The sequence below is a fragment of the Segetibacter sp. genome (assembly GCF_025963695.1).
GTDB lineage: Bacteria > Bacteroidota > Bacteroidia > Chitinophagales > Chitinophagaceae > Segetibacter.
This window is the reverse complement of record NZ_JAOQAH010000118.1, coordinates 1-22,900: the sequence shown is the minus strand read 5'-3', so window position 1 is coordinate 22,900 and position 22,900 is coordinate 1. Positions and strand designations below refer to the sequence as shown.

At 40.3% G+C, this 22,900-nt stretch carries 12 protein-coding genes; 8 read left to right on the top strand and 4 right to left on the bottom strand.

Features of this window, described 5'->3' with window-relative positions; genetic code table 11:
• Positions 1-140: 140 nt before the first annotated feature.
• Positions 141-1,742, bottom strand: a complete 1,602-nt coding sequence (locus JWR87_RS19680; RefSeq protein ID WP_297823512.1) for a Na+/H+ antiporter — start codon at positions 1,740-1,742, stop codon at positions 141-143.
• 522 nt (positions 1,743-2,264) lie between these two features.
• Positions 2,265-5,435: a carboxypeptidase regulatory-like domain-containing protein gene (locus JWR87_RS19675; protein WP_297823510.1), complete on the bottom strand. Its 3,171-nt coding sequence runs from the start codon at positions 5,433-5,435 to the stop codon at positions 2,265-2,267.
• A gap of 477 nt (positions 5,436-5,912) precedes the next feature.
• On the opposite strand from JWR87_RS19675, the gene JWR87_RS19670 reads away from it, so the two are divergent.
• From JWR87_RS19670 to JWR87_RS19660, 3 genes are all read left to right on the top strand, one after another.
• On the top strand, positions 5,913-6,860 hold the full coding sequence (locus JWR87_RS19670) for a DJ-1/PfpI family protein (RefSeq protein WP_297823508.1): 948 nt from the start codon (positions 5,913-5,915) through the stop codon (positions 6,858-6,860).
• A gap of 61 nt (positions 6,861-6,921) precedes the next feature.
• Positions 6,922-7,725: a DJ-1/PfpI family protein gene (locus JWR87_RS19665; protein WP_297823506.1), complete on the top strand. Its 804-nt coding sequence runs from the start codon at positions 6,922-6,924 to the stop codon at positions 7,723-7,725.
• Positions 7,726-8,553: 828 nt separating this feature from the next.
• Positions 8,554-11,073, top strand: coding sequence for an ATP-binding protein (locus JWR87_RS19660; protein WP_297823504.1), 2,520 nt, complete (start codon positions 8,554-8,556; stop codon positions 11,071-11,073).
• 6 nt (positions 11,074-11,079) lie between these two features.
• Here the strand turns inward: JWR87_RS19660 and JWR87_RS19655 are convergent, their stop codons facing one another.
• Positions 11,080-12,405, bottom strand: coding sequence for a sigma-54 dependent transcriptional regulator (locus JWR87_RS19655; RefSeq protein ID WP_297823501.1), 1,326 nt, complete (start codon positions 12,403-12,405; stop codon positions 11,080-11,082).
• Positions 12,406-12,679: 274 nt separating this feature from the next.
• On the bottom strand, positions 12,680-13,030 hold the full coding sequence (locus JWR87_RS19650; protein ID WP_297823499.1) for a hypothetical protein: 351 nt from the start codon (positions 13,028-13,030) through the stop codon (positions 12,680-12,682).
• A 983-nt stretch (positions 13,031-14,013) separates the two neighbouring features.
• Here JWR87_RS19650 and JWR87_RS19645 point away from each other — a divergent pair.
• The 5 genes from JWR87_RS19645 to JWR87_RS19625 form a co-directional block, all read left to right on the top strand.
• On the top strand, positions 14,014-16,413 hold the full coding sequence (locus JWR87_RS19645) for a glycoside hydrolase family 95 protein (protein ID WP_297823497.1): 2,400 nt from the start codon (positions 14,014-14,016) through the stop codon (positions 16,411-16,413).
• 348 nt (positions 16,414-16,761) lie between these two features.
• On the top strand, positions 16,762-18,225 hold the full coding sequence (locus tag JWR87_RS19640; RefSeq protein WP_297823495.1) for a glycosyl hydrolase family 28 protein: 1,464 nt from the start codon (positions 16,762-16,764) through the stop codon (positions 18,223-18,225).
• A gap of 149 nt (positions 18,226-18,374) precedes the next feature.
• Complete coding sequence (locus JWR87_RS19635; RefSeq protein ID WP_297823492.1) at positions 18,375-20,102, top strand: hypothetical protein; 1,728 nt, start codon at positions 18,375-18,377, stop codon at positions 20,100-20,102.
• Positions 20,103-20,285: 183 nt separating this feature from the next.
• Positions 20,286-20,930, top strand: a complete 645-nt coding sequence (locus JWR87_RS19630; protein ID WP_297823490.1) for a hypothetical protein — start codon at positions 20,286-20,288, stop codon at positions 20,928-20,930.
• A gap of 270 nt (positions 20,931-21,200) precedes the next feature.
• On the top strand, positions 21,201-22,900 hold a 1,700-nt coding region (locus tag JWR87_RS19625; protein ID WP_297823488.1), incomplete at its 3' end, for a GH92 family glycosyl hydrolase.

Below are 22,900 nucleotides of genomic sequence, written 5' to 3'. Positions count from 1 at the left end.
TTTAGGTGCTTACTTAATAACTCAAGGATGGAGGCCGGTTTTAATTAACCTGTGTATTTGTGTACGCTAAAGCTATACTTGTCTGTTTGGTTGCCAAACATTACCCTGCAGGGCTAAAAAGGGTGCAGGGTATATCGTTCTTACTGTAATAGTTGCCCCCGAAGTTTAAGTTCTTCAAGGTCGATTAGCGAAAGGTATTTTCTAATTAAACCTTCATCATATTCAGAATGCTTGTTCATGTTATTAAGCACGCTTCGTTGCTGCTCTAATAATTCTAAATAAATGTGTTGATAGCTTCTCAATGTATTGCCGTCTGTAATTTTTTTATCTGCATCTTGTTCAAAAAAAGCTATATCAGTTTTAAATTTTAAAAACAGTGGTTTTAAGTGCTGATTTAGTTCCCTCTCCTTACCATACTTTTCTTCTAATAATTGAAGTGAAGCCTTTGCAATTTTCTTTTGAATAATGATTTCCTGTTCTTCTCCTGGTATAACCCGGTACTTATCTTCCAACTTTATCTTACGTATCAGCCACGGAAGGGTGAGCCCTTGAAAGACTAATGTAACCAAAATGACGATGAAGGTAATAAAGAGTATAAGGTTACGATAGGGAAACGGCTGTCCTTGGTTAATTATTATCGGTATTGAAAGTGCTGCTGCTAAAGACACCACTCCACGCATACCGGCCCATCCAATTACAAATGGACCTTTCCATCCCGGGTTAGGGTCTGCTACCGTTATAAAATTGCTCATAACTTTTGTGAAAACAGAAGCCCCAAAAGTGCAAAGCAAGCGGGTTGCAATCAGTAGTAAAGAGATTGCCAAACCGTACCATATAGCCGTGCCTAAACTAATGTCGCCAAGCTGTTTTGCAATCGACGGCAGTTGAAGACCAATAAGCAAAAATATCAGTCCGTTCAAAACAAAGATGAAGCTGGTCCATACGTTCACTCCTTCAATCCGGCTTCTGTAATTAAGCATAGTTTGTCGTTTACTTGATAACAGAAGGCCGCCGCTAACCACCGCCAACACACCTGAAAAATGAAAGTGCTCTGCAGCATAATACATGCAGTAGGGAGTTACTAATGTCAAAACTATATCTACGCCCGGCGTAGTAGGTAGCCAACGATGAATGGCGTAAAAAATAAATGCAACTAAAACTCCGATTATTGTGCCTATAACTATCACAAGAAAAAAGCTGGAAGCCGCTTGACCAAAATGAAATTGCCCGGTTATGACAGCTGCCAAAGCAAAACGAAATACAATTAGCGACGAAGCATCGTTAAGCAGGCTTTCACCTTCAATGATACTGCTGAGCGATTTTGGCACTTTGACGCCTCGCATAATAGTAGTCGCTGAAACTGCATCTGGTGGTGAGATAATGCCTCCTAAAAGAAAGCCCAGCGCTAATGTGAAGCCCGGTATAAGAGCAGTAGAAACAAATGCAACCACACATGAAGTTATAATTACAATGGGAAAGGCAAAACTGGTGATTACTCTTCTCCATTTCCAAAATTCTTTCCATGATGTTACCCATGCTGCTTCATATAACAGTGGCGGAAGAAAAATTAAGAAAACCAACTCGGGGTCAATTGTTACACGAGAAAATACAGAGGTTAAACTAAGTAACAAGCCCCCTAATACAAGTACAATCGGGTAAGCCAATCGAAGTTTATTGGCTAACATTACCAATGCCAGGATAATTAAGATGAGGTAAACGTATTGAATGAAAAGACTTTGCATACATTAATGGACGAAGCCGGTTGTATTTAATCGAGGCTTAGTCCTACAAAAGATGGTTTATAATATTTATACCAGCTTCTGTCTTTACAGATTCCCTTCATAATTCTTCATTAACTGATGGCATTTACGTAAGCAACTATACTAAAACGTTTTTTATTTTTTAGGGTTCTTACTTGCGGAGTTTGTAATGCAGAACGATTATCATTACTTGGAATAATTTGAGTTCGCTCCCTAAGAGTACCAGCGAGATATGCGCTGCAAAGTGAACTAAGGAATAAAGGCAATGCTTAATTTTTCATAAACAGGAAATATAACTGTCAGGGTCTTCCGACATACAGGGTTCACATCGGGATTCCCGGTTCATTTTCAAACGACAAGTGTGTTTGAAGCAATGTTTATCCCTGTCGTAAATCACTTACCATTACGAGACCTATAATTCAAACCTTGCCAAGTGCCCTCGTCGCCCTCTACCCACGTTCATGAAAAAGCATTTCTCAAAGCGATCGAAGTATAAATACAGGTTTAAAAATTATACCGCAACCCAATTTGGACCTGGAACGGATCTCCGGAAGGAGTTACTATGCCTGCCGTATTTACTCTATAATTAAATCTTCTGTTTGTTGCATCAAAAGCTGGAAGCGCAGGACTTGTACTGGTGGCAGGGATACCAATAGCATACAAATTTTGGTTGCCTAAAGATTTATTAACACCGCGGTTTCTGTCGAATACGTTGGCCACGTTAAATAGGTCAGCAGACAACTCAAGGTTATGGGTTTTATAAAGCTTAAACTTTTTGCTTACTCTTACGTCAATAATCCCATAAAAATTATTCACCCCGCCATTCCTTTCGGCAATTTTACCATAGTGTTCAGTAATGAAATTCTTGATACTGGGGCTTGCATCAGGATTATTTAAAATAGCAGTTAATCCTGTCCGAACGTTCTGCGGTACAGTAGGATTATTAGGATCAAAAATAAAAGCCAGGTCATTAGTACCTGAAACAAAATCGGCGTTGCTGTTTGCACCCGATAGTAAGCTGTAGCGTGTTCCCCCGATTCCCGAGTAGCGAATGCCAATACTTACACCGTAAAAGGTGGGTAATGAACCATAAACCACTACTTTATGCCGAAAGTGATTATCGGAGTAACTCATTTTACTTAAATCACGTGGATCATCCTTCACAGGCAGCGAAAGGGTTGCTGTATTTGCTACATTCCCGTTGTATGACGTATTATCCCTTGTATCGTTCCATGTATAGCTAAAAGATATATCTCCATCTCTGAAATACTGGTAGGTACCGTCAACAACTACAGCGAACTGGTTTACTTTACCTTTACTGTTTAACTCTAGTACCCGCCCTAACTTCTTGCTAATTCGACCCTCCAGCCAATCACCTGCCCCATTTGCCGGCATCGTGTTTAAGGGCACATACACCCCACGGCTATCTTCATTGGCCAAAGTAAAAAAAGGTTGGGATGCCATGTTACGGTCTACATACATATAATTATGTCGTCCCAGTGTGGCAAAACCGGTAATGCCCATTTTTAGCTTTGCAGTAAAATAGTGGCTATAAGAAATGTTCGCTTTATACATGACCGGAACTTGTGCATCGGGACCGTTCGTGTTTATAGTAGGTAGCTGAAAATCGGTTAATGCAGGAATTTTAGAAGGGTCAGCACGATATGCATTGAAATCAACGCCGGGAATATTAGGCGCTCTTACATCGACGGTAGCAGAATGTTTACCGTCAAAGACGAGGTTATTGATCAGCGCGTAGTTATTAATATCTGAAGCAAAAACACCTGCACCAAAACGAATGAAATCAGTGCGCTTTTCATTTACGTCCCAGGTAAACTGAAAACGGGGTTGAATTACAGAAGATTTAAGTTTATGATCTGTACGTAAATTCAACTCATCCAGTACCAGTTGATTTAAAGGAGATGAAGGATAGTGGGCATAATCAAACCTCAAACCGGCAGTAAAGTCAAGGCCAGGGGCGAGGGTAGTCTGCATTTGAGTATACACTCCAATATTTTGAATGTTGCCTACTACACTTGGGTCTGCAACAATAGGTACTTCCCGGTAATACCTGTAAGGTGTATTGTTTTCAAATGCTGCAAGATTAATATAATGAAAACGTCCATTTACTTCGCTACCATAACGGGAATGTGAACGAGTGTTCATTCCGTCTATCCCAAACGTATATTTGATTTTATTCGTGTTATAATACAAGTTATTTACTACCTGCAACACATTGTTTTCAAAATCTTCCTGAGCAAACCTGTGACCGCCAATTTGAATATTAGTTGACCTTGTAGCTCCACCAATTGTTGAAGTCACGTTTTCTACAATTGCCCGTGGTATGTTTGCACCTGGCAGATCGTCTCCCGGTTCGCTGGACTGAAAGGTGTAGAGATGTTGTACTTTCAATTCGTTTGTAACCCGTGAACTAACTGAAGTACGTAAGGTAGCGAGCAAACTATTATCCCTGTTAAAGTCGTTGCCTGTTGATTCGTATAAGTTAATAGCCGTATTATCTGTTAAACCTAGTTTGTTTCTGTCGTTGGTGTAATTATCACGGATGGTCAGTAAGTTTCGGCTGTTGATTTGCCAGTCCAAACGGGCAAAAGCAGCATCTGAACCACGGTTTTTATCAAATGAACCGTACTGTGCTTTATCAGAAACCCCATACCTGCTACGTGCAGTACTTACAAAATTATCAAGTGTTGCTTTTGTTACGTTAAACCTCGTTTCATCTGCCGGCGACTGTACGTCGGCGATTACTAATGATCTTTTATCCTGCTGGTGATCCCATGCAACAAAATAATGGAGTTTATCTTTAATGATGGGGCCACCTAACGAAAATCCGTACTGATTAGTAGAATAGTTATTATTACGCTTGTTGCCCCTGATATCATAACTGCTGGCCAACCGGTTATCTCTGACATAACTAAATGCGCTTCCGCTTAACGTATTAGTGCCTGACTTGGTTACAGCACTAACAGTTCCTCCCCCACTTCGTCCGTAAGTAACATCATATTGGTTTGTAACTACTTTAAACTCTCGAACAGCTTCTATTGATATGGAATAAGGAGCACCACTACGGCTCGTAGTTGATCCTGCTGAAGTAGGATTTTTTGCATTCATACCATCAATAGTATAATTGGTGGAAGAACCTAGTTGCCCTGCTATGTTGCCACCGCGAGTTAATGGTGAAAGGTCCATCAACGTAGTAAAATTTCGACCATTGACAGGTAGCCTCGTCATTGTACGGGCAGAGATAGCAGTAGCTGCGCCAATATTTTCTATTTTATTTTTCAATCCGGACGCTACGACCTGTACCACCTCCAGCGTATTCTCCCTGATTTGCATGTCGATGTTAGCCCTGACTGCGTCTCCCTGGTTAAGTGTATAACCGCTTATTTTCTGCTCTCCATAACCAACGAAAGTAACAGTTAGTGTATAAGGGCCGCCAAGAGGCAGTTCTTTAAAAGTATATTCACCCTGAGCATTGGTTAAAGCCTTTGTGGTAAAGCCAGTAGATTCGTTACGCACCGTCACCGATGCGCCAATTTGCGGTTTTTTTTCATTGTTCAATACTACGCCCGAGATTGAAGCCTGCGTAGTTTGGGCTCTTCCATAGAAAAGAATGCCAAATAATATTAATAGAAGAATGAATAGACTTTTAAACATACAGTTAGTTTTATTTTCGATTTTTAGTAAGAGGCGAAAGTAGAGTCGGTAGATTAAGCTATGATAACCTTAATATTAATATTCCGTTATTAAAGCCGGTTCTCCTTAAACAAATTAGAGCTAAAAATTGAGCTTCGCAATACTCAAATCACTTCAACCGCGAATGATATTCCGACAACATTGTATCGTGCATAATGCTTTCGGTAACTCTTAATTTAAACTTGTAAATTAATTAGAAAGCATCATTAGGCTTAGGGCAATCCAGGCAAAAAAGGTAACGGAAAATGAAGCCGGTGGTAATAGGCTTTTGCGTGTATGCCGCAGTCTTTCTTTGCACTAACCAGCCTAAGCCTAACTTTGTTTGAATGTTTAATTCTTTACCCCTTTATTTCAAAACTGCATGTATGTCAACATCAAATTACACATTAGCAATATCCAGGAGATCTACCTTACTTTAGTTGGCCCAACAACAAACGCATGAGCAGCAACAGGGCTATTTTCGTGATTAATGAAGATGTACATGTACTTGATCTTGCAGGTCCCTTGCAGGTATTTTATGAAGCGGAGACTTATGGTATTCCTTACGACATTATTTATGTGTCGGAAAAGCCTGAACAAAGGTTATCATCCAAATTGCACCTACATCAGCTCAGACCTTTAAATAATGTTGATATAACGGCAGAAGATATCGTTATCATTCCAGGCTTTGAAGTGAAGACTTTCACCAAAGGCAATCATGCCGCTTTCTTTCGATGGTTAACACATGCACACCAGCAAGGGGCTATTCTTTGCTCGGTTTGTACAGGATCATTTGCGCTGGCAGCAGCAGGTCTACTGGACGGCGGTAAGTGTACGACTCACTGGAAATACCTGGATGAATTTCAATCAAGATATCCAAAGCTTTTAGTTGAAAAGGACAAAGTCTTTGTTCAACACAATAATATTTTTACCAGTGCGGGTGTAACCACCGGGATAGATGTTGCCTTATATATTATAGAACAGAGACATGGGGCCGAGTTTGCCTTTAAGCTGGCAAGAGAAATGGTTGTGTACATGCGGCGTAATGGTGACGAAGTGCAGCAAAGCATCTACCTGCAACACCGGCAGCACATGAGCACGAGTGTACACGTACTGCAAGACTGGCTTTCACAAAACCTACATACAAAATGTAACCTCGATGAACTGGCTGCTATCATACATAGCAGTCCGAGAAACCTTACGCGACTGTTTAAAGCAACTACAGGAATTACCATAGGACAGTATATTGAAAAGCTGCGGGTAGAAAAAGCAATGCAACTATTACAGCAAAATAACAAAGTAGCAACGGTAGCTACAGCGTGTGGCTTTACTACAGCGGCACAATTAAGAAACATTATACAAAAGCATGCAGGTGCTTTGCCTTCGGTCTTCAATAAGTTGTCCTGATAGTACACATAGTTGTCCTTGTGCGTGCAAAGGCTAATGCAGACCTTTGGAAAAAGATATCATGCAAAAGTTTTTTTATACTGTCGTCATCCTGCTATTCATCCTTTCCAAGGTAACCTATGGAAAAAGTAACACCTCCAGCAACACCCTCTATGTATGTCCTCCGTGTGGTGGCACATGCGACGATTCTGTCTATACACACGCCGGAAAATGTACTCATTGCACTATGACGTTAATTACTAAACCAGCTGTTGATGCACAAGAAAACCAGGAAAAGATGATCATCTGTTTTTATTTGCAGGATGGTGTTGAAGTTCTTGATTTTGCCGGCCCGATGGAGGCTTTTTCCTATGCTGGTTTCAAAGTTTTTACTGTCTCAAAAACAACCCAGCCTATAAAGTCGCAAGGCATACTAACCGTAACACCCGATTTTAGTATTAAGGATGCACCACCTTATGATATCCTGGCCGTTTTTGGTGGTAATGCATCCCCCACATCCAGGGATCCTGAGGTGATTGATTGGATAAAAGCAAGGAAACAAAACACACGTTACTTTTTTTCTGTTTGTACCGGTGCTTTCATTTTTGGCAGAGCCGGTTTACTCGATAGTTTAACGGCCACCACATTTCATTTAAGTATTGAAGACCTCAGGCGCTCTTTTCCAAAAACCAGGGTTTTAACCGGAGTTCGATATGTTGATAATGGGAAAGTGATTACAACTGCCGGTATCTCCGCAGGTATTGATGGAGCGCTCCACCTGATTGCAAAACTGAAGGGAGCTGATGAAGCCCGTAGAATCGCTGAAATGATGGAATACGATAAATGGGTTCCGGGACAAGGATTAGTTGTGGGGGAGACAAAATAAGTTGGCAAAGTCTGCTTCAACAATATGTAATTTCCATTATCAGTAGCTGTTTTTTGTAACATGGCTATGTCTCTCACTGTACTTCTATTGGAGAATTTTCGCATTTTTTATGGCTGTAAACAGTATGACGCGTAGCAACGAAGTTGTAAGCAGTTAAAAAAAGACTTGTATGGTTCCGGTGTGCTCCATACATCTTTAGTAAACGCTATCAACGCTTATCGTTCAGGTAGCGCAGTTCCTGAATAAGATCAGGCTCTACGCTTTACAGGCAATTAGAAGGTTTTTGTACTTAGCCCAAGTACTACTATGGTGCCTCGTTGCGTCGCACCCTTGTACTGTTGTAGTTTCTTCAACAAATGCGTAGGTCTCTGCTATTACAACATACTAAGAAAGGAGCACCCGCAGGGCAGACCTTAATTATTTATGCATGCTTTGGGTTGAACTATGACTAATAAAATAGAACACATCTGTAAGGTATAGTGCTACAAATGCTATGTTACGGTCTTCTTTCATAGCATTTGTAGCAGGTGCCCGAAAATTGTTCCACCAGGCGATTCAGTACAAAAGTGCGACGCAACAATGTTAAATGAAGGCAATGAAGCCGGTAACATAAAAACCAAAATGGCTAACGTTAATCTTTCCTACGGTTCAACTGCTTCCATGTCTCGTGCCGGTGTTGGTTTATTTGATCGCTTTCTGCTTACAGCCCCTTCCAAGTTTAACAACTCATCATTATATAAGTCTTCTGTCTGAAACCCAACCTGCCGATTAAAAGTTATTTTTGAATAGCTGGTTAAAGCACTTGCTATTAAATGATAAAAGGCCGGAATGGAAAGACATTTTACATTGGTAGAAACGATGAAAAGAAAAATTATCGTTGTATTTACTTTGATATTTATTTCTTTGGTAGTGATGTGGGCGGTCAACAGGTTGGCTTTTGAAAAAATCACCTCAATAGTTAAGGAACTTTCGATGCCTAATGAAAAATTAAGCATATCAAGAAAGCTTTTCACGGATATATCCAGCCTTCCGCATTTGCAACAGACGGAGGTTATAAAAGGAAGAGATAAACCCTCGCAGGAATTTATAAACAGCACAAAAGAACTTAATAAAAGCATTAAAACACTCCGGCAATTCTTAGCTGGCGAGCCCCTTCAATTGGTTCGTATTGATTCTATCTCCAGCCTGTTACGTTCAGACAATAAACTGTTCCTGGATTATTTACAGCTCCGTTACCAGATTGAACAGAATAAAAGTTTTGAGCGCCAGTTGAAAGATTTATCTGCAAAAATGGATACTCAAAAGTTGAAGGTAGACCGCGATGTAATTAGCAGTGAAAAGAAGATAAAAACAACTACAATCATTCCCCCTGATACTGTTAAAACAGTGTTTGAACCAACGCAAAAAAAATCATCGTGGATAAAAAGGATTTTCAGAAAACCAAAAAAAGAAAAAGAAGTAGCGGCACAGCAACTACCACAGGTTATTATTGAGGAAGAAGTAAAAAACCATACTGATACTGTTTCAATTGCTAAAAGCGATACTTCTTCGGCGAGACTAGGTGCTTCGTTAAGAAAAATAGAAAGCCGGAGGGTACAAAAATTAAACCGGTTAGTTGAGAGCGAAGAGGATTTGTCGAAAGCAAACAACGTATTAATACATCAATTATTAAATCTACTGACTGAGGTTGAAAAGCAGGAATTGGAACAGGTGAAGAAAAAAACGGAGTGGACTGTTTTGCTTGCCGGTGAAACAATCAATCATACACGACTCATCACTATTATGTTCATTTTGATAGCAACGGTATTTGCCGTCCTGATTTTAATAGACGTAACAAGGAGCCGTACATACCGAAAAGAATTGGAAGTGGCTAAAGCAGAAGCGGAATACCAAAGCATGTCGAAGCAAAGGTTTTTGGCCAATATGAGTCACGAGATCAGAACGCCTTTACAATCTATTATCGGTTATTCGGAACAACAATTAAAGAACGGGAAATATAACTCCGAAAATATCAATGCTGTCTATAACTCTTCGCAACACTTACTTCAAATTGTAAATGAAGTATTGGACTATAGCAGAATTACATCGGGTAAGTTTAGTTTTGAGAGCAATATTTTTTCAGTTAGAAAAGTGATTACAGAAGTTTTTTCTGGTTTGAGGTTACTTGCAGATGAAAAGACATTGCAACTGGAATTAGATGTTAGTTTGCCCGGATCAGCAGAACAGGTTAAAGGAGATGCCTTTCGCTTAAAACAGGTGTTATTTAATTTATTAAGTAATGCAATAAAATTTACAGAAAAAGGAAGCGTAAAACTAAGTGTTGAAGCTACCAGGAATGACGGGCAGATAATGATGTCTTTCGTGGTTGAAGATACTGGCATAGGAATGAACGAAGAAGAGGTAAAGCACATTTTTAACCAGTTTGAACAAGTCGGCAACAGCTCTGCAAAAGGTCAGTATGGTACAGGCCTTGGGCTTAGTATCGTAAAAGAACTTGCAGAGGCACAGCAAGGTTCGGTTACTGTACAAAGCCAACCTGGCAAAGGCTCCCGATTCGAAGTTGTAATACCTTTTGAATACACGGCCCAATTGCCTCCTGATACAATGATTAAGCCCGCTGCCAATGCCCTATTTTTTGTAGGAAAGGTTTGGTTAGTAGATGACGATGAACTTATTCTCCGCCTTAGTTCTATAATACTTACAAAGCATAATATTAAACACACTTGTTTCAACAGCGCAGAAAAGCTTCTGGATGAACCGTGGGATAATGATGTAAAATGTGTTTTTGCCGATATGAGGTTGCCGGGTATAAGCGGTGCAGAACTCTGTGTACTACTTAGAAGAAAAATACCTGCCGATACCAGGATAGTTGCGCTGACCGCGCAGGTATTGCCTGAAGAAAAAGAATCCATTTTAAAAGGCGGATTTAATGAATTGCTTTTAAAGCCTTTTACTGAACAAGAATTGGTTGATGTACTCGGTCGAAACACCAAAGCAAAAGTTACAGGCGGGGGCCCGAACGTACGGAAGCTGGAGGAAATGGTAGGCGATTCGCATGAGGTAAATTCAATTTTAAAACAGTGTCATGAGGATACGATGTACGACATGGATGAGTTGCGGGATGCAGTTGAAAAAAATGATATAGAAAAAACAAGTTTAATTATTCATCGCCTTGCCGGAAGAATGGGGCAATTGGGGGATAGAAAACTGGCTGCTCATTTGCGAAAAAGTGAAGCAACTATAAGAAGAGATAATGAAGTAGAAGGTTTTACCGACGATATTAATAGTATTATGAGCGAGCTAAATACCTTCTTGAAAACACTTGAAAGCGACCTTAAAACAGTTTAAAAAGGTTTATTCTATTCCATATAATTCCATTTTGTAGTACAGTGTTTTTCTATCAATGTTCAAAAGCCTGGCAGCCTTGGTTTTGTTATACTTTGTTTGTTGCAACACTTTTGATATTGTCTCTTTTTCACCTGCTTCCTGTATGGCCTTCAAATCCATTATTTGTTTTTTCGGTTGTTCGTTTATTGAGTCAATCATTTCATCAGGCAGGGTATCTTCACCGGCTATTGTCATTTTCGAAAGCAACACCATCCTTTTAATTACATTTTTTAGTTCCCGTAGGTTTCCGGGCCAGTCGTAATTCTTAAAGATGTCCATCACTTCATCCGTCACACTTTTCACTGCTTTGCCCAATTCTTTGTTCGCAAGTTGTATAAAATGCGTAACAAATAATTCAAGGTCTTCCTCACGTTCCCTTAACGAGGGCACCTGTATTTTGAACTCGTTTATTCTATGGTAAATATCTTCCCTGAAATCGCCTTTTGAAATACTTGCAACTAAATTCTCGTTTGTTGCACAAACCAATCTTATATCAACCTCTATCAGTTTATTGCTTCCTACCGGTTGTATCGTTCGCTCCTGCAACATTCGCAGCAGTTTTACCTGCACGTCGTAGCCAAGGTTACCTATTTCATCCAAAAAAACAGTACCTCCATTAGCCATTTCAAACACGCCTTTCTTATCGCTCAACGCACCTGTAAAAGCCCCTTTTACATGTCCAAACAATTCGCTTGCTGCCAGGTCATTCGACAGCGTACCGCTATCAATTGCAACAAAAGGCTGGTTTTTTCTTTTGCTTAATTCGTGTATTGATTTTGCTACATATTCTTTACCCGTTCCACTTTCGCCAATAATTAGAACAGACATATCGGTAGGGGCAACCAGGTTTATGTGGTCAGCCAGTTTCTGTGCAACTTTGCTTTGCCCTTCAATAAATGCGCTGGGTGATGGCAAACCAGATGCTTTTTGTTTGTCTTTGTTAAGCGCTTCATTAATAACCATTAATAATTCCTCAGGGTTAAGCGGCTTAATAATGTATTCAAAAGCACCTGAGCGCATGGCTTTTACAGCGGTTCTAACATCATTAAAACTGGTCATAATGATGGTCGGCACATTAAGGCATTTCTTTTCGCATGAAGTAAGAAAGTCTAAACCAGTCCCATCGGGTAAGCGATAATCAAGCAACAACACATCAAAGTTATTTTCACTCATGGCACCCAAACCCGTCTTCACATCATATTTCGCCTCAACGTTAAATCCGCTTTTAGAAAGAAAAGCTTCTAGTATTTTAGAAAAAGTCCTGTCATCCTCCACCAACAAAATGTTACTCATATCATGCACGCTATAAAAACAGTTAAGCAGAAATTAGTTAATTCAAATAAAATTCATGAGGGCGTGTCCCCAAGCTGCGCAAGGGGCCGGGCTATCCGCTGCAAGTCCTCACTTCGCTTCGTTGCACTACGCTGCGTTCCGGGCTTTCCGCTTCTATCCCTCACGCAAAGTCATAATTTAAAATTGTAACTACTAGTAAGGCGTGGATAAAGTTATGCTAAAAACAAAAAGACCAGGCTAAGCCTGGTCTCTTACAAATATCGAATGTGATAGCTTAATCTACTTTTTTACCTTCTTTATTCAGCTTCACTACATTTGGTGTGCTACCTTCTTTAGCTAGCTTAACCTCGTAATATTCCTTATCCTTGGAAGTCACCAAAAATGCACTACTGGGAGTCCATCCTTTGTAATCATCTCCAGTAAGTGTTTGCTGTACCGGAGCAGGAAGATCTGTTATTACAACAGGCGTTTTTTTGACTGTCGTGTCTTGTTGTACACCTGTCGTAACTACTTTACCGGTATTGGCAGTTGTTTCTTTACCAGTATTAGTAGTAGTTGTTTGAGCGTTCACAGTTGAGATTGCCGCAAAAAATAGGGCGACAGAGGCAACAATTACTTTTTTCATGATTACTTTTTTTAATTATAGAAAACTAAATGTTTGTACTCCTATACTATGAAAAATATGCCGGAACCAAAAAGTGGCATAAAAGCCTGATAACCAGCTAGCACTAATTTTAGGTCTTTTGTTTAACTGGTGTTTTTTACTACAAAACGTTGTATTTTTCAACGTTTTACTGCACCCAAAGGGCAAAGAAGATAAATTGAACAGAGCATTCTTTTTCCATTTTCAGACTATTTCATCCAATTACGAAGACTCTGTATTTTGCTCTCTGTGCCTGACGATGATTATAAATGTAAAGACCAGGCGTTTTGTAACAGGTAGTCTTTTAGCATTTCTTATCTTTCTATGAAGACTCCCTTTGATATCCCCGATGTAGCATAACTGCCAAAGCTATTATCGAAGCAATCGTTCCAACGGCAAAAAGACCTTTCATACTTTATAAAATCTTCGGTGACGCACTTTTATTAAGAGGTAAGTAAACAATAGGACATCCAAAAATTCTAACATTCTAAAAAATTTTTAAACATTGGCGCTAAAACAAAAACGCTATAAATCAATAAAAAAACTTACTCCTTTTTCTCGTGTTGCTTTCTGTTCACCGATAGTCCTAACAAAATCGTGGTCAAATAGCGCCCCAATCAAATCTCCGGGGTCATGTATTTTCCTCATTACAATTTTATGCAGTTTTCCCGCTTCAGCAAATTATATTGCACGAAGTCTTTTAACCGAATAAAACGATCACCAGCCTTGCCGTTGGTAAAGGTTCAGCTCTCAGTCGGGTAACGCGCTCCTGAAAATTCGTATAACCGCTGCCTGGAAGAAAAAAAATAAGAAGAAAAATTAATAATACAAAAGCTGTTAAAAGAACACTATAACCCATGATAAATAAGGCACTGAAAAGTTTTTCTGGTCTTTGTAGCAAGAGGAACTTAATTATTTTGTTTTTTATGACGTTTGCCGTTTCCTTAAAGGGGCAGACTACCCATATGAAGCTTTGGTATAATACACCGGCCGGTAAAGTTTGGGAAGCAGCCCTTCCTATAGGTAACGGAAGGTTGGCGGCAATGGTTTTTGGCAACCCGGAAAAAGAAGTGCTTAAATTAAATGAAGCAACGATTTGGTCCGGTGGACCGAGTCGCAACAATGGACCGGAAGCACTAGCTGCTTTGCCAGAAGTAAGAAGGCTGATCTTTGAAGGGAAGTACGCAGATGCGAGCAAACTTGCAGCACAAAAGATAAAGGCGAATAAAAATAACGGCATGAACTACCAGCTTGCCGGCGATCTTACTCTGGACTTTCCCGGGCATGATCAATTCGAAAACTATTATCGAGAATTGAACATCGAAACAGCCGTCGCAAAAACTTCTTATATAGTCGATGGAGTTAGGTTTACCAGAACTGTATTCGTTTCTCAACCAGACCAGGCCATTATTATGCGTCTTACTGCTGATAAACCTTCCAGCATCACATTCAATGCTTCTATGTCCAGCAAGCAAAAAGCTACACTTACAGTCAATGGAACAAACGAACTGGTGTTGTCAGGCATAAGTGGTGAAAAAGATGGGGTGCAAGGAGCAGTAAAATTCAAGGCTTTGGCAAGAATGAAACCGGAAGGCGGCACCGTCACTTCCAACAATGACAATGTCAGCGTAACAAAGGCCGATGCTGTTACTGTTTACATTTCCATCGCTACCAATTTCATTAACTATAAAGACATTACCGGCGATGAAACTAAAAAAGCAGTGGGTTATCTAAACAAAGTGCTGCAGAAGCCTTATCAACAACTGTTGCAAAACCACGTTGCTGCGTATCAAAAATATTTTAAAAGGGTAAGTTTAGATTTGGGTACAACAGATTCAGTCAAAAATCCAACTGATATAAGAATAAGGGATTTTGCTGCCGGCAACGATCCTCAACTAGTCTCGTTGTATTTTCAATTTGGCCGGTACCTGTTAATTTCTTCCTCTCAGCCGGGAGGTCAGCCGGCGAACTTACAAGGCATATGGAACGACAAAATGAGTCCGCCCTGGGGCAGTAAGTATACGATTAACATCAACACCGAAATGAACTACTGGCCTGCAGAGGTAACGAACCTCACCGAAATGCATGAGCCGCTGGTAAAAATGGTAAAGGAACTTTCGGAAACAGGCCGGGAAACGGCAAAAGTAATGTACGGTGCAGGCGGATGGGTTGCACATCACAACACCGATTTGTGGCGAATTACTGGTCCGGTCGATGCCATTTATTCTGCCATGTGGCCAATGGGCGGTGCCTGGCTCAGCCGTCACTTATTCGAAAAATACCTGTACAACGGCGACAAAAAATACCTTCAATCGGTGTATGAGGCTTTGAAAGGTGCTGCACAGTTCTATGTTGATTTCCTGGTGGAGGAGCCGACTCACAAATGGCTGGTTGTCTCCCCATCGATGTCTCCTGAAAATAATCCTTCTGTAAATCCAAAAGTGTCAATTGCCGCCGGCGCTACGATGGATAACCAAATCGTATTCGAGCTTTTTCATAATACAATTCGTACTGCCGAGCTTTTACATACCGACAAAAGTTTTGTTGAACAACTAAAAGCGAAGCTGATGCGACTGCCCCCGATGCAGATTGGCCAATACAGCCAGTTGCAGGAATGGCTCGAAGACTGGGACAACCCGAAGGACCAACACAGGCACGTTTCTCATTTGTTTGGAGTATTTCCCGGTAACCAGGTTTCACCTTATCGTACGCCCGAACTTTTTGATGCTGCACGTACTTCTCTCAACTACCGCGGTGATATTTCAACAGGATGGTCGATGGGTTGGAAAGTAAATTTGTGGGCGCGTTTCCTCGATGGTAACCACGCTTATAAGCTCATCCAAAATCAGCTTACTCCCGTTGGCGTAAATAAAGGCGCAAATAGTGGAGGCGGCACTTATCCCAACTTGTTCGATGCACATCCGCCGTTTCAGATTGATGGCAATTTTGGGTGCACTGCCGGTATCGCTGAAATGCTGATGCAAAGTCATGACGGAAGTATTCACCTGTTGCCTGCTTTACCTGATGCCTTGAAGAGCGGAAGTGTCGGTGGCTTAAAGGCAAGAGGCGGATTTGAAATAACAAAAATGGAATGGAAAAATGGCAAACTGGCAAAACTCGTTATTAAATCTACCTTGGGCGGCAACTGTCGTTTGCGTGTGTCCAACGCTCTAAAAATTAATAACAGTGCATCGCTAAAACCTGCGTCAGGCAAAAACCCCAATACCTTTTATGCTATAAGTGAAACGCCTGCACCTATTATTTCCGACAAAGCCAGGCTGAATAAATTGGATCTAAAAGAAACGAAATTGTTTGACTTTGCTACCCGGGCCGGCAAAACGTATGAGTTAGTAAGCGTACACTAATATCCGTAGGGATTAGAATTTGCTGTTTTTGTTGTTCTGGCTTCAGAATTACTATTAAGCACTGTTGTGTCACTCACTTGTACAGTTGAAAGCTACGCAGCAAAAAAAACCTTTGAAGTTGAAACAGGCGCCGATTATAGGAAAAAGAGATGCAGTGTGCGACGCAATAAAAGTTGCAATACGCTAAAATGCAGGCTACCAAAAATTAACTGTAAAACATAAAGTGCCGGTGAAAAGGTGGTTGGTTGGTTGGAGTAAATTAGTAAAGCATGATGATAGGAAGCAGTGCAACTAATATCTTTGATCCGGTTCTTCATTCTGAACTTTATTCCCAAGTCCATCTTTTTCATGAAAATTTCCCTTTTGCTAAAAGCATCTTCGATCCTTAGCTTCCTTATATTGTTTAACGTTATGTTTGGCGAGGCGGCGGGCAAAGTAAAAATTTATCCTGCACCCAAAGGGGAAGTACTAAGCGAACTATTTACAGTGGCTGTTGCAGGCAAAAAAGTACCGGTTTATATTACGAAAGTAGCTTCGGCCGACGAAAAAAGCCGGTTTAAGGGTATGGATGACAAACAGCGTTCTGCAGATTTTTTTGACCTTGCGGCTTTTGCTTCATTTGAGCTGTTGAGTGGATCTGTAGTAGTTACAGTGTCTGCACCAACCCATGTTACCTCAGCTAAAATACTACCCGCATCTGCAAATATTATCCCTTCCATAAAAAACAAATCTGTATCGTTTACCGTAACTCGTACCGGCAGTTTTACTGTTGAAGTAAACGGCGAAATCATTAAATCTTTGCACTTATTTGTAAATCCTCCGGAAAAAGGGATTCCTGCCAAAAACGATCCTAACGTTATTTATTTTGGTCCAGGCATTCATGATATAGGGGAACTAGCTGTTGGTGACAATAAAACGGTGTATATAGCTGGTGGGGCCATCGTGCGGGCCATCATTAAACCGGAAGAAAAATTTACAACAAATAAAGAGACAGGGTTACGAAACTATGCACCTTCCATTCGGTTGGCTGGAAAGAATATTACCATTCGGGGTCGTGGTATTATTGATGGTAGTGCTTGCCCAACACACGCACGCAATATGATTATGGTAACGGGGCTAAATATTAAAATGGAAGGAATTATACTAAGGGACCCGCCTTTATGGACAGTGCCTGTTCGCCGGTCGGACAACGTAAGCATTGAAAATATTAAAATTTTGGGCTATAGGGCTAACTCTGATGGCATTGATATCTGTAACAGTAGAAATGTTACCGTTTCAAATTGTTTTATACGTACCCTCGACGACCTGGTTGTCATTAAGTCTGATAAAGGACAAGGCGTGGTAAAAGGTGTGCTTGTGAAGAATTGTGTTCTTTGGAACCAGGTAGCACATGCTTTAAGTGTGGGAGCCGAAATAAGGGAAGATGTTGACGATGTACTTTTTACAGACAACGACATAATACACGATATCGGAAGGGAGTGGTCAATGAGGATTTACCATTGTGACGCTGCAAAAATCAGCAACATACGTTTCGAAAATATCAGGGTGGATGAAACGAAAAAGTTTATTTCGGTGTGGATAGGTAAGGCCGTCTGGTCTCGGGATGCAGAACGAGGTAACATTAATGGAGTGACATTTAAAAATATTAAGGTAAACGGTAAAATGCCAATGTCGATAGCACTAGTGGGTTATGACGACGCACACTCTATCGAAGACGTAAAATTTGAAGGTATTACATTGGATGGAAAGCCGATAAGCCAAAACATAATACAGTCAAATGCTTTTGTAAAGCGGGTGGTTGTCAGTCCTTGATAAATAGATTTACCCATCTACAGGTGTAATAAAAATCAACGGTTCAAATTCGAAAACATCTTTTTTGCAACATGATTTCCCATAACATTAATAACAGTTGCTTCTGGTAGAAATAGCTATTTTGTGCATTATTAGCTGTTTTATCAAGTATGGGTAAATACCTTTTGTTGTTACTTTGGTTTCTTTTCTCTTCCGTTATTGCTTTTGAACAGTCACATGGATTACAATTCTCAAGTCACGAGGTTGTGCCGGAAAAACGTACTTCGCTAAATTTAACCCCTACCGAACCTCTGTGCTTAAGCGCCGACACCGAAATATCTTTCGACTTCAACTTTTCTCCAAACTACGAAACCTACTTCGGATATATTATAAGGTTAATCACTAACGACAACCGGAATATTGACATTGTTTACAACCAGAGATTACTCAATTTTAATTTTGTTATCGGAGAAAATTTTTCATTTGTTTTTAAAATAAACCAGGCTCAGTTATACAACAAATGGAACCACTGTAAGATCCGGTTTAATCAAAAGTCGCAGGAAGTCTTTTTTTACCTCAACGACCAGTTGATTTGCAAGCAAAAATTTGCTTTTACTAACTCCACCTGTTGTAAGATTTTTTTTGGAACCAACGATTTTGAAGGTTTTAAAACTGTTGATATCCCTCCTATGAGGGTCAAAGACATCAGGATTAACGAAGGCAAAAAACGAAGATATTTCTATCCCTTAGCTGACAGTTTTGGCGGGCAAACAGCAGACGATATTGAAAACAATATTGCAACCGTAAAAAATCCTGTTTGGATCAAGCCGAAACACCAGAACTGGCAACAGGTACGTTCGTTTGAAACTACTGCAACTGCAAGCATTGCCTTCGATAAAAACAACGAGGTCCTTTACATTGTATCCCGCGACTCGTTGTACCAATTATCTTTTAAAAGCGGGCAATTTGCCGGGCAAAAACTCCTGAGAAGCCACGAATACTTACCCCGCGGAAATCAATCTGTATTTGATGCTGCAACCAACCAGTTGTACAATTTTTACATAGACGAAAGGAAAGTAAGTACTTACAAGCCTGCTATCCAAAGTTGGACAGATAATTTTACTGCCACAGCCCTAACCGAATTTTGGCAGGCTAATAAATTTGTTTCCACAGCAGACTCTTCACTATATGTAATTGCTGGCTATGGGCAGTTGCAATATAAAAACCTGGTTCAACGGTATTCCTTCCCGGGCAAAAAATGGCAGGTGGTTAAGACACGTGGTGATTTTTTCATGCCGCGATACCTGGCAGCACTTGGAACAAATGCAGCGACCGATACAGCTTACATTATCGGTGGCTATGGAAGTAATACCGGCGATCAAACAATTAACCCAAAGTATAACTATGAGCTGACGGCCTATAGCGTCAGGGATAGTTCGTTTAAGAAAATCTACCAATTGGATCAACCCGGTAAGCAGTTTTGTTTTGCAAACAGTTTGATCATCATTCCCGGCACAAACGACTTTTATTCCTTAATTTATCCAATTGACCGGTTTCATTCATCATTGCAATTAATAAAAGGTTCGCTGACAGCCCCCGGTTACGAATCAGTTGGCGACAGTATTCCCTACGCATTTCATGATATTGAGTCTTTTGCCGATCTTTTTTATTGTCCTTCCAGCCAGAAGTTGATTGCCGTCACTTTATTTAGTTCTAAAAACAATGTAACCAGTGTAAAAATATATACGCTTGATTTTCCGCCTAACTCTCTTACAGCAGCTACAAAAGTTGAAACCACAAAGACTTCTTATCTACTTTACTTCTTTGTTGCAATTGGCGTTATTGCCGCTGCAATATTTTTCTTTTTTAGGTTTAAAAGAAAATCGAAACCGGTTTGAGAAAACAGGCAGGCACCTAATGCCGTTAAAGAAGAACAGCCGGTTGCACCTGTACCCGCTGAAGTTGTCGAACCTGTTTCTGAAACCGTCCGCCAACTGCCTGTAACCTCCTCTATCTATTTTTTCGGCCAGTTTGAGGTAATTGATAAAAATGGGATTGACATCACCAAACAGTTTACGCCGTTGGTAAGGGAACTGTTTCTTCTCCTTATTATCTATACTTATAAAGACGGAAAGGGTATCTCTTCCGAAAAGTTGTACGAAATACTTTGGAGTGATAAATCGGTCAAAGATGCACGAAACAATTTTTCAGTAAACATTGTAAAGCTTAAAGGTGTCCTTGATAAAGTAGGCGAGTATCATATAGGTAAAGAAACAGGGAAATGGAAGTTTGAAATTTTAAATAATTCAGTTAAGATCGACTACCAACGCTTTTCAGAATTGGCGGCTAACAAACAGCCCACCGATAAAAGCTACATAACAGATCTTTACAACACTATCAGCCGAGGGGCATTTTTACCAGAGGCACAATATAATTGGCTCGATGATATCAAATCCGGCATTACCGGGTTTGTAATTGATACCGTATTAAAGCACATTTCTGTTACCGACATTCTTACTGAAGCAGAGTGGATCATAAAACTCGCTAATTGTATTTTTTACTTTGACCAGCTAAACGAAGAAGCCCTCGAATATAAGTGCCGGGGACTGGTATCAATTGGCCGGCACGGAATGGCCCGCGACGCTTATTTAAAGTTTACAAAAGAGTACAAAGAAAATTACGGGCTCGAATTTGAGCGGTCATTTTCCGCCATCATTGGGCATTAGGCTTTATTTACAAGCTGTTTTTTGAATGAAGGATTTCTATTGTCCAGGCTATAATTATCTATTTGGCTGCCATTGCGTCGCACTCTTGTACTTTCTGTTCACCGCGCCCCTGTTCCCCAATTCTACATTTTCTTCCTTTCTCCACCCGCTTTTCCAGATTAAATTCCGTTAATGCTCTTCATATTTTTACGACAATGGTTGTAAAATCAAATCATAATAAATCAACGCCGATTGATCTAACCCCCGTACGCACGCTCTAAATTGTTCTTTTTGTGGATAATTACAGGAAAGAGTGAAATTAATTTGACAATTAATGGGTTTGTTAAGGGTTGTATTAGTGCCTGCCGGGTTAATTGCACTCTAATTAACGAGACGATTGCCTGTATGATCCGTTTGCCACATCAATTTTTTGCTGGTTTTTTCTATAGCCCAAAAAAAAACCTTCCTGCAAAAAGACTGTCTTCTATAAAAGCCCGATCAAAAGAGGTAGGACTTTTTGGCATGGGCAAATCTTTGCGTTCATATCTACCTAACCAGTTTATCCTCTCTGTTTTTCTTTTAATTTTTTCTTACAGTAATTCCCTCTTTGCCCAAAAAGGTAAAAAGCTACAAAAATCTAATCTCGACTATATCGATCCTACCATCGGAAACGTTGGCCAGTTGCTCGAACCAACGAAGCCAACCATTCATTTACCAAACCAAATGATTCGCGTTGCTCCGCAGAGAAAAGATTACCTCGATGACCAGATATCAAGTTTCCCATTAAATATTGTCTCTCACCGGTTAGGAGAAGTCTTTTCAATTAAACCAAGCACCAAACCGGTAACAGTGGCTGCCTGGCGTACAAGAATGACGTACGACCATCAACTAGAGGTAAATCGGCCTTGGTATTACTCCACTTATTTAATTGATGATGGCGTTACTGTTGAATTTACACCTGGCAAAAAAACAGGTATTTATCGTTTTACATTTCCTGCAATAAGAGATAAGTCGATATTATTTAATGTTTATAATGGTGGAACCTCTCAATGGAAATTTGTGTCTGCCACTGAAGTAACAGGAATAGAAAGTTATCACGGCGATATCAAAGTTTACCTGTACGGAGTTTTTAATACGGCCGGAAAAACAGGTTTTATAAAAAACGGTGAAATTAAAAGTGGCGATTTTATAGAAGACAGGGGATCCAAAGCTTTTATCAGTTTTCCTGAAACCGCCAAGCAGGTCGAGTTTAAGTACGCGATAAGTTATGTAAGTCCTGAACAGGCAAAAAGGAATTTTGATAAAGAAATTAAGTCTGAAAGTTTTCAGGCTGTAGCCGAAAATGGCAGGAAAACATGGGAAACTGTGCTGTCTCAAATAAAGGTCGAAGGAGGCACAGAAGCCCAGAAACGATCTTTTTATACCGCACTGTATAGGTGTTACGAAAGAATGGTTAACATATCTGAAGACTCATCTTATTATAGTGGCTATAATAAAAAAGTGAATAAAGATAGCCGTTCGTTTTATGTAGACGATTGGTCGTGGGACACTTACCTGGCACTGCATCCGCTACGAACAATTTTAAATCCTGCCCTGGAAGAGGACATGCTTAACTCGTACGTAAAAATGTACGAACAAAGCGGATGGATGCCAACGTTCCCGGTTTTATTTGGCGACAATCCTTGTATGAATGGTTTTCATTCTTCCATCGTTTTTTTGGATGCTTACCGAAAAGGGTTAAAAAACTTCGATATTCAGAAGGCTTATCAAGGAATGAAAAAAAACGCTATGGAAGCTACGATGCTTCCATGGGTAAATGGTCCTAAGACTGTACTCGATGATTTTTATCATGCAAATGGTTATTTCCCTGCTTTACATCCGGGGGAAAAGGATACCGTGAAGCAGGTGCACGGCTTCGAAAAAAGACAGGCGGTTGCAGTGACTTTAGGAAACAGCTACGACGATTGGGCATTAGGTGAGTTAGGCAAAGA